The organism is Coprococcus sp. AM14-16 (assembly GCF_003434675.1).
Taxonomy (GTDB): Bacteria; Bacillota; Clostridia; order Lachnospirales; family Lachnospiraceae; genus Coprococcus; species Coprococcus aceti.
The window spans coordinates 642,498-655,909 of record NZ_QTLL01000001.1; the positions used below are offsets into that span (position 1 = coordinate 642,498).

The window sequence follows — 13,412 nt, forward strand, 5'->3', positions numbered from 1 at the left end:
TGGGTTATGAGTACTGGAATCAGTATGTCAAGTGTAAACAAAATAAAGGAACTTGCAGACAATGGCGATTACAGTCTCGCTCTCGATATACTTGAACATCAGGATCTGTCGAAGTCACTTAGTCCACAGTTTATTAGAATATGCGGCGAGGTGTATTACGAGAACAAAAGATATCCTGAGGCCAGAGCGGCGCTTGTCAAGGCACATGCCATGGCTCCGGCTGGTAACAAGATAATATATTCTTTGATAAAACTGTATTTATCCATGGGATTTACACAGCTTGCAGAGCATTATTTTGAGATATATACATTTAATCAGGCCAATAAGGATGCAGGTACATACAGACTTGAATATATGATAGCCAAGGCACACAGGAAGCCCGTGAATGAACTTTACAGCATACTGGTGTCGGCGAATGATGTTGAGACGGATGAAGAGTGGGATTTTGAGATGCTTCTGCTTCATGCGTACATAAGAAACAGGGAGAAGTTTGACAGCGCCTGTGTTGAATTCAGAGCGCATTACAAGAACTCTTCACATTTGTATATGCTGGACAAGCTCATGGGCGGCGATGTGGATCTTGAATCCATGATCTATTGTTATCCTGACACGGAGATGCCGGATGATGATCCTGAGCAGGCAGATACAAGAGCAAATGAAAATAAGATACTGGAAGAAGACGATCTGAGAATGCATCCAAAGGATGCTAAGATCATGATCATGGTCGAGGATGACGCACCTGTGACGAGTTCCATGAAATTCAAGCAGATGTGGATTAGATCGAAGGATAAAAAAGAGCAGAAAAAGGAAGCTCGTCAGGAAGAAGAGAATTCTGAGCCGAAGAAGAAATCCAGAGGTTTATTTGGATTGATGTCAAGGAAAGAGGAAGAGCTTGTCGAGCAGGAGATGGAATCTCTGAAGAACGAGAATCTTGACAAGGAACAACTGCTCGAGGAAGTTATTTCCGATACCGCTGATGATGCCGGGAATAAGGCAAAACCTGAGCTCAAGGCGATGAGCAGTGACAGTGAGAAAGCTCCTGAGGGAAAGTCACAGGATATGACCGAGATAAGCGGAGAGCTGACTCCTGAGGATGCAGCGGTGTATAACAAAGATAACGACAATGAGTATGAGGATTCCGAACCGGTGGAGGAAGATAATTATGTTATCGAAGAAGAGCCGGAGGAAGTAGTCATGGTTGAGGTTGATGGTGACGATTTTGATGACGTATCTGACAGTGCGTCAGATTGCGATTCTGAAGACGATACTGTTGTGGAGACCTTTGATTCTGAGTTCGAGGGAGACTTTGAGGATGGATTTGAGGCGGATGCAGAGCCGGAGACTTTGCCTGATGAACCGGTTGAATCAGAAACGTTTGATTTTGATAAAGCCTTTGAATCTCTTGAGGAGTTCGAGGTTGACGATGAGAATCTCGAGGATCTGATGGAAGATGCGGAGTCTCAGAATGATGTGGAAGAAACTGCTGTTGAGCCGGGTGTAGAGCAGAATGAACCGGAAGTTGATGAAGTCTCAGTTGAGATCGAACCGGAGATCGAAGAAGAATTCGAGGTAGATTCAGATTCTGAGCCTGAATTCGAAAAAGAACTTGAGGTTGGCGCAGAATTCACGATCGAGGCAGAGCCAGAGGCTGAGGAAGAATTCACAGTCGAGGCAGAGCCGGAGGTTGAGGAAGAATTCACGATCGATGCCGAAGCGGAGATTGAAGATGAATTTGAGACTGAAGCTGAGCCAGAGTTAGAAGAATTTACAATCGATGCGGAATCTGAGGAATCTGAGATGGAAGAAGTTCCAGTGGAAGTCGAACCAGAGGTGGAAGAATTTGAAGCTGAGGCTGAACTGGAGATCGAAGAAACTGAGGCTGAAGCTGAATCAGAGGTCGAAGAGGAATTCATAATGGAAGCAGAGGATAAGTCAGAAGAGAAAATTGCGATGGAGACAGAACCGGAAAAGCCAAAGAATAATGGCTTCCCGGTGTTTAAGAGCAGTCTGTTCCCTGACTACAACACAGAGAATGCAGCACTGTATGATCTGTCGGCAGAGAAAGATATAAATGCAGAGATAGAGGCTGATGAAGCCAAGATATCGGAAAGTCTTAAGAAAGAGGAGGATCTTATCGGTGAAACAGACAGACTCCTTGCAAGACTTGGAATTAAATTCAACACGGAGTTCAATTCTATATTGAATTTTGATGATGAAGATAAAGAGGAGGCTGTGGCAGCTCCCGACGAGGAGAAGACGGATGAGCAGGCATCCTCACAGCAGGAAATGGTTGACGCTGAACCAGAGCAACCGAAGAAAAAGCCGTTCAGATTGAAGGGCTGATCAAAGAAGAAATAAAGTAGCATGATCATACATATAGTGTATTGCTTTTTTATTTGAACAAACGGAAGGAGGCGAGGGAATTGGCTGTAGATCAGACAGAAGCAATGATTGCGGCGATCAAGGCACAGCTTGAAAAGGAAAGAGCTGCAGAAGCTGCCAAGAAAAAGAGAGAAGAAGAGGAAGAACTTCTCAAGAGTGGCAGCAAGAAGAAAGATGCTGAGACTGCTAAAAGCCAACACAAAACTTTGTCCAAGGAGGAGTTAGAACGAATCGAGGCTAAGAAACGCCGTAAGAGAGAAGAGGCTCTTGGAATTGTTCATGAGGATGAACCGGAAACTTCAACTGAGGATGAAAAACAGGAAGACGTTCCAAAAGAGGGAGAGGGACTGAAGCCTGAAGATAAAAAAGAAGATAAAAAACCAGAGGGAGCTGCACCTAAGCTCAGTCTTAACCTTGGAGGTATCGCTGATGATATGTCGGGCGGTGGTCTCGGAGGCGGCCTTGGCGGCGGATTAGGTGAAGGCGGTCTTGGCGGACTCGGAGGCGGCCTTGGCGGCGGACTCGGAAGTACACCTAAGACAGAAGGAGGCCTTGGATCAGGCGGTCTTGGCGGCGGTCTTGGTAAAACACCTAAAACAGAAGGCGGTCTTGGCGGCGGATTTAAGTTCGGTGCCGGAACTGAAGGCACAGTTAAGTCAACAGGTGGAAGCAATATTGTTCTCACTGATGATGATGAAAATGCTGAGGATGAAGAGACACTTGAGTGGGTAACTGATAAGAATGCAAAGGTGAATAAAGTTAAGTCACCTAAGGGAGGCAGTGATGCGAACGGAGATCTGTTCAGCATTCTCCCAGATAGAAACAAGCAGGCTGCGGCTGGAGAGTCATTGTATGATTTTGACGATGATGACGACGATGATGACGATTTCCTTGGAGCAGGAATAAAGAACCTGTCCAATATAGACGAGGAGAGCCCTGAGGAGATAGCCAAGAAGAAGGCTGAAGAGGAGGCCAAGAAGAAAGCTGAGGAGGAAGCCAAGAAGAAGGCTGAGGAAGAAGCTAAGAAGAAGGCCGAGGAAGAGGCTAAGCGTAAGGCTGAAGAGGAGAAGAAGCGCAAAGAGGCAGAAGAGGCAAGAAAGAAGGCTGCCGCTGAAAAGGCTAAGGCTGAGGCTGAGGCAAAGAAGCAGCAGGCAATCGACGATGCCAGAAAGAACGCTGAAGAGGCAAAGAAGCATGCTGAGACCTCGAAGAAGACCATCGAGGAATGCGAGAAGACAGAGAAGGATCTCGAAAAGCAGCTTGAAGAATTTGCTGCCAAGAAACAGAACTATGATGCAAAGATGGCACAGGAGGCTGAGGCAAAGAAGAAGAACGACGCTGAGCTGCTTGAGCGCGAGGAGAAAGAGCTTGATGCAAATATTGCAAAGCTCAAGAAAGAGATAGCAGATACAAATGAATCTGCTAAGAAAGAGTCAGACAGAATCCTCAAGGAGAGCGATCCTGATACATATAAGAACAATATGATCAATGAGGCTCAGGCTGCTGCTGACAAGGCTATAAAGGCACTTGCCGACACTAAGAAGACCAATGTGGATAAGGGTGTCGCTGAGTACAACAAGGCTGTGGATGCAGATAAGAAGAAGCTGGCAGACATAGATGCAGACAAGAAGAAGTCTATAGAGTCAGCCAAGAAGAAGCGCACAGATGAGGAAGCAAGAGCATCCAAGATCATGAAGACTGCCGAGGCAGACAAGACAAAGGCTGGTGCAATATTCAGCGAGTCTAAGAAGGCTGAGGAAGAGGCTGATGCTAATCTTAAGAATACCACTGAGATGGAGAGTCAGTCACAGAAGACTCTTGATGAGCTCCAGAAGAAGCTTGAGGAGTCAGAGAAGGCTGTTAAGAATGCAAAGAACAGCAGAAATGATGCAAACACAAAGCTTGCAATACAGAAGGAAGAACTGAAGAAGGCAGAGAAGGCTGAGGAGGAGGCTGCAAAGGCTCTTGAGGCAGCAAAGAAGGCCAAGGAAGAGGTTCAGAAGAAGATTTCAGACAGCGAGGAGTTCATAAAGAAGGCTGCTGATCAGATTACATCTGCTGAGAACGACAACAAGAAGATCAGTGAGGATGTTGCCGCTGCAAAGAAGGAGAATGACTCATTCAAGGCTGCGAAGGCAGAGGCTAAGGAAGCTCTCGATTCAGCTAAGAAGTCTCTTGTTGAGGCTGAGGATCTTCTGGCAAAGGCAGAGGCTGCTGCCGAGGAAGCAGAGCAGGTAGTCGAAGAGGCTAAGATCGCAGAAGAGGTTGAGATCCAGAATGCGGAAGCTGCTGCCAAGGAAAAGACAGATAAGCTTACGGCAGAAGGAAAAGATAGAGAGACCAAGCATGAGGCGTTCCTTGCTGCTGAGGAAGAGAAGTATGCTACGGCAGAGGCAAGTGAGCTCGAGAAGGTTCAGACTACAGCTATGAAGGCTGAGAAGGAAGCCTCAGATATGAAGACAAAGGCTGAAGCTGATGCTAAGAAGCTTCTCGATGATGCAAAGAAGAAAGAAGAAGAGTTAAAGAACAAGATCGCTGAGCTCAAGACAAAACAGGCTGAGCGCATTGTTGCAAGAAAAGAGGCTGCTGATCAGGCAAAGGCCGAGGCTGAGGAGAAGAAGAAGAAAGATCTCTCAGCAATAGACAAGGTCGAGGCTGATGTCAAGAAACAGCTCGAGGATATAAGAAGCAAGGCTACTGCTGCTGCAAAGGTACTTGAAAAGGCTATAAAGCGTGAGGAAGAGTACAAGAAGCAGGAAGAGCTTCTGAAGGAAGGCAAGGTTGAGGAAGCTGCACAGGTTATCACACAAGATGAAGAAGCAACTATGGCTGCTTCAGTAAGTGAGGCTGTTGCTGCGAGACGTAAATCACTGCCTAAGGAGGCAAAGTACCTCTACAAGTATCTCGGAGTCGAGCCTGCTGGTGCACAGATCGTTAACGTTCTCCAGACTCTCAAGGTAGATCCTAAGAGATCTAAGAATGTTGTTATTCTTGGACAGCACGGATTTGGACTTACCATGGTCGGTGAGGATTTTGCAAAGTTCTATTATGATATGGGAATCTGCAAGTCTGAGGCAAAGGCAAAGGTTAAGGCAAAGGTTATAAACAGCGGTAAGCTTGCAGGAGCAGTTGGCAAGCTCAAGGGCGGATGTCTTATCATTGAGAGCGCAGGACTTATAACACCTGAGAGATTCAAAGAGATGGTTGATATGTGTTCACCTGAGAAGAATGATATTAAGATCATCCTCACAGGAGAGAAGACAGCTCTCAGCAATATGCTTGCAGCAAATATGACTCAGGCAAGATCGTTCAACAACAGAGTATACTTTGACCAGATCAATGAGAGCGGAATGATCAATGTGGCAGAGTGCTACGCTGATGAGAAGGGTTTCAAGCTTGAGAGTGGAGCAGATACAGCTATAAAGAATGCTTTGATGGCGATGGAGTCAGGAAATATCGACAGACTTCTCGGTGCTATGGATGATGCCATGAAGGCTGCTGAGACCAGAGATCCTATCGACAAGAAGATTCTTAAAAAAGAGATAAAATAAGTTTTGTGACGGATATACCGTTGTAGAATTTTGTTGAAAAAAACAATACCAGTGCTTATAATATCTGTGTTATAGCACTGGTATTATTTTGTTGTGATAAAGGAGAATTTATATGCTTTCAACTGATATTGGAGTAGATTTAGGAACGTCAAATGTATTGATCAGCGTAAGAGGTAAGGGAATTGTTGTAAACCAGCCGTCTGTTGTCGCATATGAAGTATCTACAAAAAAAGTAATAGCAATAGGAACAAAAGCCAAGAAAATGATAGGAAAGACTCCGGAGAATATAGAGGTCGTCAGACCTCTCAATAAGGGAGTTATATCTGATTATACAATAGCGGAGATAATGCTCAAGGCATTTATCAGAAGCGCAATGGAGAAACGTTCGGGAGTTGGAAGACCAAGGATATGCGTGTGTGTTCCAAGCGGTGTTACCGAGGTGCAGAGAAGAGCTGTTGAGGAAGCAGTGTACAAGACCGGTGCCAAGAATGTGTATGTCATGGAGGAACCTTTGGCTGCTGCTGTAGGAGCAAATGTAGATATCTATGAGGCAAAGGGTAATATGGTGGTTGACATAGGCGGTGGAACCACGGATATTGCGGTCGTATCCCTTGGTGGTGCAGTGGAGAGCAGCTCCATAAAATACGCCGGAGATGACTATAATAATGCACTCATCAAGTATGCCAGAAGAAAATACAACCTGCTTATAGGTTATCAGACAGCGGAGAATGCGAAGATCGCTGTTGGCTCAGTCGTAAAGCGTGATGAAGATATTGAGTATGTGATCAAGGGCCGTGATCTTATCAAGGGACTTCCAAAGGCTGTAACAATAACTGCGAATGAAACAGTGGATGCATTTGAGGAGACTACAGAGCATATTCTTGGAGCAATACACAATGTTCTTGAGACTGCACCGCCGGAGCTGGTGGCTGACATTGCGGTATCGGGCATTGTGCTTACCGGAGGAGGAAGTCTTATATACGGAATGGACAGAATAATCAAAGAGCGCACAGGGATAGAGGCATATGTATCGGAAAAAGCACTTGAGGCAGTGGCTCTCGGCGCTGGTATGTCTGTCAACCTCAGCGATAAGAAAGAAGATTAAATGTATGGAAAGAGATTATTTGCCGATCTGCATGGAGGACATGAAGAAGAGAGGGTGGACACAGGCAGACTTTGTGTTTGTCATAGGTGATGCCTATGTTGACCATCCCTCATTTGGTCCTGCCATCATAAGCAGATTGCTTGAAAGATATGGATATAAGGTGTGTATGATTGCCCAGCCTGATTGGAAGAATGACAAGAGCATTGATGTTTTTGGCAGACCAAGACTGGGCTTTTTGGTGTGCGGAGGCAATATGGATTCCATGGTGAACCATTATTCCGTATCTAAGAAGAGAAGACAGAAGGATGCGTACTCTCCAGGTGGAGAGATGGGACTCAGACCTGATTATGCCACCACGGTTTACTGCAATCTGATAAGGAGAACATACAAGGATGTTCCAATCATAATCGGAGGTATAGAGGCCAGCCTCAGACGTATGGCTCACTATGATTATTGGTCTGATAAATTGAAACATTCCATTCTGGTGGATTCATCCGCCGATATACTTTCGTATGGCATGGGCGAGCACAGCATGATAGAGATAGCGGAGGCGCTCGACAGCGGAATAGATGTGAAAGATATCACATTTGTCAGGGGTACATGCTACAGGACAAAGGATATATCCGGTGCGCCCGAGGATTCCATTATACTGCCGGATTATGACAGTCTTTCAAAGGATAGACTGGAATATGCAAGAAGCTTTTATACACAGTATATAAATACAGATCCATACTCGGCTAAAACGCTGGTTGAGGGATACGGAAACAGAGGATATGTTGTTCAGAATCCTCCGGCTTATCCGCTCACCCAGATGGAGATGGACGATGTGTATGATCTGCCATATATGAATAACTACCATCCGATATATGAGGAGGCGGGCGGTATCCCGGCTATATCAGAGATAAAATTCAGCCTGACGAGCAACCGGGGCTGCTTCGGAGGATGCAGCTTCTGCGCACTGACATTTCACCAGGGCAGGATCATACAGACAAGAAGCCACGAGTCACTGATAAAGGAAGCGGAGCGCATGACGCATGATCCTGATTTCAAAGGCTATATACATGATGTCGGAGGGCCGACTGCGAATTTCAGGCATAAATCATGCGCAAAGCAGGATAAATATGGCGTATGCACCAACAAGCAGTGTCTGTTCCCGGAACCGTGCAGGAATCTGAAGGTTGACCACAAGGATTATGTTGAGCTTCTGCGGAAGCTGGAAGCGGTTCCAGGTGTGAAAAAAGTATTTATCAGATCGGGAATACGATTCGATTATGTGATGGCGGACAGCAACGATGAATTCCTGAAAGAGCTTTGCGAGAAGCACATAAGCGGACAGCTCAGAGTTGCGCCGGAGCATGTATCGGATAATGTTCTCAGGATGATGGGCAAGCCACAGAACAGTGTATATGAGAAATTCATTGATAGATACAAAAGGGTAAATGCAAAGACTGGAAAGCAGCAGTATGTTGTTCCGTACCTGATGTCATCACATCCCGGATCCACGCTGAAGGAGGCGGTGGAGCTTGCCGAATATGTAAGGGATATAGGCTATATGCCTGAACAGGTGCAAGATTTCTATCCTACGCCGTCCACGATATCCACATGTATGTACTATACCGGAGTCGATCCTAGAACCATGAAACCGGTATATGTACCTCATAATCCACATGAAAAGGCAATGCAGAAGGCTCTTATGATGTATAGAAAACCGGAGAATTATGATCTGGTCAAAGAGGCGCTCATAAAGGCCGGCAGACAGGATCTTATCGGTTTTGATAAAAAATGTCTGATAGCGCCGAGAAAGATGGACAGGAAAGGTGAACACCAGGGACAACGTTCGTATGGCAAAAATGATAAAAGTAAGAACAATTCAATCAATAATGGTAAAAACAGCAAAAATAATAAAGTTGTTCCACAGAAAAACACAAAATCATCCGGGCAGAAGAATGCTAAAAATGGCAAAAACAGGAATAAAAGGAAATAGCTCCTTCGCGGAGTCGTTCATTTTTGGTTGCGTGGCACATGCTTTTGTGCTAGAATTATGGCAGATTGTGTGAACCTTTAAGGTTTTTTATATGTAGTCTTATGTCACACTAATATTTTTTAAAATGGAGGATTTGAAAATGGCAAAGAAGATTGTTTTAGCAGGCGCATGTCGTACAGCTATCGGAACAATGGGTGGATCACTCAGCACAACACCAGCAGCAGAGCTTGGTTCAATCGTTATCAAGGAGGCTATCAACAGAGCAGGAGTTCCTGCAGATCAGGTAGACCACGTATACATGGGATGTGTTATCCAGGCTGGTCAGGGACAGAACGTTGCACGTCAGGCTTCAATCAAGGCAGGACTTCCAATCGAGACAACTGCTGTTACAGTTAACGTTGTCTGTGGTTCAGGTCTTAACTGTGTCAACATGGCTGCTCAGATGATCGAGGCAGGAGACGCTGATATCGTAGTTGCAGGTGGTATGGAGAACATGTCTATGGCTCCTTACGCTATGATGAAGGGTCGTTTCGGTTACAGAATGAACAATGGTGTACTCGTAGATACAATGGTAAACGATGCTCTGTGGGATGCATTCAATGACTATCACATGATCAAGACAGCTGACAATATCTGTGAGCAGTGGGGTCTTACACGTGAGGAGCTTGATGAGTTTGCAGCTAAGAGCCAGCAGAAGGCAGTTGCAGCTCAGGAGTCAGGCGCATTTGACGCTGAGATCGTACCAGTTATGGTAAAGAAGAAGAAAGAGATGGTTGAGTTCAAGAAGGATGAGGGACCAAGACCTGGTACTACAGTTGAGACTCTTTCAAGACTCAGAACAATCAATCCTAACGGATTTGTTACAGCTGGTAACGCTTCAGGTATCAATGATGGTGCTGCAGCTATCGTTGTTATGAGCGAGGAGAAGGCTAAGGAGCTTGGTGTTAAGCCTATGGCTACATGGGTAGCTGGAGCACTTGGCGGAGTTGATCCTTCAATCATGGGTATCGGACCTGTAGCTTCAACCAAGAAGGTTATGGCTAAGACTGGTCTCAAGATCGAGGACTTCGATGTTATCGAGGCAAACGAGGCATTCGCTGCACAGTCAGTAGCAGTTGCTAAGGATCTTGGATTTGACGTTGACAAGCAGGTTAACCCTAACGGTGGAGCAATCGCTCTCGGACATCCAGTTGGAGCATCAGGATGCCGTATTCTTGTTACACTTCTTCATGAGATGCAGGCAAAGGGTGCTAAGACAGGTCTTGCTACTCTCTGTATCGGTGGTGGAATGGGCTGCTCAACAGTCGTTAAGATCGAGGACTAATTTTAGATAATAAAGGAGATACATCATGGAGTTTGTTACATACGAACAGGATGGATATGTAGGAATTATCACAATCAACCGTCCAAAGGCTCTGAACGCACTCAACAGTGCAGTTCTTGAAGAGCTTGATGCAACATTCAAGGCAGTTGATCTTGATACAACAAGATGTCTTATTCTTACAGGTGCCGGTGAGAAGTCATTTGTTGCCGGAGCTGATATAGGTGAGATGTCAACACTCACAAAGGCAGAGGGAGAGGCCTTCGGTAAGAAGGGTAACGATGTGTTCAGAGCCATTGAGACATTCCCTATCCCAGTCATCGCAGCAGTGAATGGATTCGCTCTTGGCGGCGGATGCGAGATCTCAATGAGCTGTGATATCAGAATCTGCTCAGAGAATGCAATATTCGGTCAGCCAGAGGCTGGTCTTGGTATCACACCTGGTTTTGGTGGAACACAGAGACTTGCGCGTCTTGTAGGCGCAGGCATGGCTAAGCAGCTTATCTATACAGCAAGAAACATCAAGGCTGACGAGGCTTACAGAATCGGTCTTGTGAATGCTGTTTATCCACTTGAGGAGCTCCTTCCAGCAGCTAAGAAGATGGCAGCCGGAATCGCAGCGAACGCTCCTATTGCAGTGAGAAACTGCAAGAAGGCTATCAACGATGGATTACAGGTAGATATGGATCAGGCAATTGTTATTGAGGAGAAGCTTTTTGGTGACTGTTTCGAGACAGAGGATCAGAAGGCAGGAATGGGCAACTTCCTTGAGAAAGACAAGGAAAAGAAGCTTAAGGTTGTTCCTTTCCAGAACAAGTAATAATTAACAGTTCTGATATTAACATTTAGGGTGGGGGATCTGATAAAGGTAAACCATCCTAAATGTGTGATATAAGTATTATGGTAGCATGTTAAACGAAACGTATATGAATTTCTCATGTTTACCGGGAAAAAAGATTTAGGAGGACATAAAAATGAAGGTTGGCGTAATTGGTGCAGGAACCATGGGTCAGGGCATTGCTAAGGCATTTGCTCAGGTTGACGGATACGAGGTTGCACTCTGCGATATCAAGCAGGAGTGGGCTGAAGGCGGTAAGGACAAGATCGCTAAGGGTTATGCAAGACTCGTAGAAAAAGGAAAGATGACACAGGAGAAGGTTGATGGTATTCTTGCCAGCATCACTCCAGGTCTTAAGGAAGACTTATGTGCAGACTGCGACCTTATAGTTGAGGCTGCTTTCGAGAACATGGAAGTAAAGAAGACAACATTTGCTGAGCTTGATAAGATCTGCAAGCCAGAGTGTGTATTCGCTTCAAACACATCATCACTTTCTATCACAGAGATTGGAAATGGTCTTACACGTCCTATGATCGGTATGCATTTCTTCAATCCAGCTGACAGAATGAAGCTTATCGAGGTTATCGCAGGTGTTAATACACCAACTGAGACTGTAGAGAAGATCGTTAAGATCTCAGAGGAGATCGGTAAGACTCCGGTACAGGTTAACGAGGCTGCTGGATTCGTAGTAAACAGAATCCTCATCCCAATGATCAACGAAGCTGCATTCATCAAGATGGAAGGTGTATCAGACATAGCTGGTATTGACGCTGCTATGAAGCTTGGTGCTAACCATCCAATGGGACCACTTGAGTTAGGTGATTTCGTAGGCCTTGATATCTGTCTTGCAATCATGGACGTTCTGTACAATGAGACAGGTGACAGCAAGTATCGTGCATGTCCATTACTTCGTAAGATGGTACGTGGCGGCAACCTTGGTGTTAAGAGCGGCAGAGGATTCTATGTATACAATGCTGATCGTACAAAGACACCAGTTGATGCTCAGTAATAGTGCTAAGTAATATAATATATTCATGGAGGAATAATTAGAATGGATTTCGCTTTAGACAAGAAGTATGAAATGGCGCAGAATTTATTCAGAGAGTTCGCGCAGAATGAAGTAAAGCCTCTTGCTCAGGAAATTGACGAACAGCACAGATTTCCTAGAGAGACTGTAGAGAAGATGGCAAAGTATGGTTTCTTAGGAATCCCTGTTTCTAAGGAGTTAGGCGGACAGGGCTGTGATATTCTCACATATGCTATGTGCGTTGAGGAACTTTCAAAGGTTTGTGGTACTACAGGTGTTATCGTATCAGCACACACATCACTCTGTGTTGATCCTATCGTAACATTTGGTACACCAGCTCAGAAGGAGAAGTATGTTCCTGATCTTGCTTCAGGCAGAAAGCTTGGTGCTTTCGGTCTTACTGAGCCAGGTGCTGGTACAGATGCTCAGGGACAGCAGACAAAGGCTGTACTTGACGGAGACGAGTGGGTACTTAACGGATCAAAGTGCTTCATCACAAACGGTAAAGAGGCTGACGTATATATCGTTATCGCAGTTACTGGTATCGTTGAGAAGCGTGGCAGAAAGATGAAGGAGATCTCAGCATTCATCGTAGAGAAGGGTACACCTGGATTTACATTCGGTACAAAGGAGAACAAGATGGGTATCTGTGGTTCTTCAACATACGAGCTTATCTTCACAGACTGCCGTATTCCAAAGGACGCTCTTCTTGGACAGAAGGGTAAGGGATTCAATATCGCTATGCACACACTTGACGGTGGACGTATCGGTATCGCTGCTCAGGCTCTTGGTATTGCAGAGGGCGCTCTCGAGACAACAGTAAACTATGTTAAAGAGAGAAAGCAGTTCGGCAGATCAATCGCTCAGTTCCAGAATACACAGTTCGTTCTTGCAGACCTTGCAACAAAGATCGAGGCAGCTAAGCTTCTCGTATACAAGGCAGCAAGAAAGAAGGATGAGTACCAGAGCGGTGCTAAGGTTTCTTACTCAGTAGAGGCAGCTATGGCTAAGCTTTACGCAGCCGAGGTTGCTATGGAAGTTACTACAAAGTGTGTTCAGTTACACGGTGGTTACGGTTACATCAAGGAGTACGATGTTGAGCGTATGATGCGTGATGCTAAGATTACAGAGATCTACGAGGGAACTTCAGAGGTTCAGCGTATGGTTATTTCTGCAAACTTATTAAAGTAATATAGGAGGTACT

The 13,412-nt window shown here is 45.3% G+C and carries 8 protein-coding genes; all 8 read left to right on the forward strand.

The annotated features are described in order from the left end of the window. Positions 1-6 precede the first annotated feature (6 nt). The 8 genes from DW159_RS02945 (at position 7) to DW159_RS02980 (ending at position 13,399) form a co-directional block, all read left to right on the forward strand. Positions 7-2,343: a tetratricopeptide repeat protein gene (locus tag DW159_RS02945; RefSeq protein ID WP_117548902.1), complete on the forward strand. Its 2,337-nt coding sequence runs from the start codon at positions 7-9 to the stop codon at positions 2,341-2,343. 80 nt (positions 2,344-2,423) lie between these two features. Next, positions 2,424-5,933, forward strand: a complete 3,510-nt coding sequence (locus tag DW159_RS02950) for a hypothetical protein (protein ID WP_242992600.1) — start codon at positions 2,424-2,426, stop codon at positions 5,931-5,933. 112 nt (positions 5,934-6,045) lie between these two features. Continuing rightward, on the forward strand, positions 6,046-7,038 hold the full coding sequence (locus DW159_RS02955) for a rod shape-determining protein (RefSeq protein WP_117548903.1): 993 nt from the start codon (positions 6,046-6,048) through the stop codon (positions 7,036-7,038). Between the two features lie 4 nt (positions 7,039-7,042). After that, positions 7,043-9,022 carry a YgiQ family radical SAM protein gene (locus tag DW159_RS02960; RefSeq protein ID WP_117548904.1) on the forward strand — a complete coding sequence of 660 codons (1,980 nt, stop codon included), beginning with the start codon at positions 7,043-7,045 and terminating at the stop codon, positions 9,020-9,022. A gap of 139 nt (positions 9,023-9,161) precedes the next feature. Next, complete coding sequence (locus DW159_RS02965; RefSeq protein ID WP_055279930.1) at positions 9,162-10,346, forward strand: acetyl-CoA C-acetyltransferase; 1,185 nt, start codon at positions 9,162-9,164, stop codon at positions 10,344-10,346. Between the two features lie 25 nt (positions 10,347-10,371). Next, positions 10,372-11,163 (forward strand): enoyl-CoA hydratase-related protein, encoded by a 792-nt coding sequence (locus DW159_RS02970; RefSeq protein WP_004852940.1) that lies wholly within the window; start codon positions 10,372-10,374, stop codon positions 11,161-11,163. A 154-nt stretch (positions 11,164-11,317) separates the two neighbouring features. After that, entirely contained in the window at positions 11,318-12,190 is an 873-nt protein-coding gene (locus DW159_RS02975; RefSeq protein WP_117548905.1) for a 3-hydroxyacyl-CoA dehydrogenase family protein, read from the forward strand. A 42-nt stretch (positions 12,191-12,232) separates the two neighbouring features. After that, the gene (locus DW159_RS02980; RefSeq protein WP_004852934.1) at positions 12,233-13,399 is read left to right on the forward strand and encodes an acyl-CoA dehydrogenase; all 1,167 of its coding nucleotides are present in this window, start codon (positions 12,233-12,235) and stop codon (positions 13,397-13,399) included. Positions 13,400-13,412: the final 13 nt, after the last annotated feature.

What these genes read in the sequence shown, in the direction of transcription:
- DW159_RS02965 (WP_055279930.1), top strand. Translation starts at nt 9,162, where the DNA reads ATGGCAAAGAAGATTGTTTTAGCAGGCGCATGTCGTACAGCTATCGGA.
- DW159_RS02955 (WP_117548903.1), top strand. Translation starts at nt 6,046, where the DNA reads ATGCTTTCAACTGATATTGGAGTAGATTTAGGAACGTCAAATGTATTG.
- DW159_RS02970 (WP_004852940.1), top strand. Translation starts at nt 10,372, where the DNA reads ATGGAGTTTGTTACATACGAACAGGATGGATATGTAGGAATTATCACA.
- DW159_RS02960 (WP_117548904.1), top strand. Translation starts at nt 7,043, where the DNA reads ATGGAAAGAGATTATTTGCCGATCTGCATGGAGGACATGAAGAAGAGA.
- DW159_RS02945 (WP_117548902.1), top strand. Translation starts at nt 7, where the DNA reads ATGAGTACTGGAATCAGTATGTCAAGTGTAAACAAAATAAAGGAACTT.
- DW159_RS02975 (WP_117548905.1), top strand. Translation starts at nt 11,318, where the DNA reads ATGAAGGTTGGCGTAATTGGTGCAGGAACCATGGGTCAGGGCATTGCT.
- DW159_RS02980 (WP_004852934.1), top strand. Translation starts at nt 12,233, where the DNA reads ATGGATTTCGCTTTAGACAAGAAGTATGAAATGGCGCAGAATTTATTC.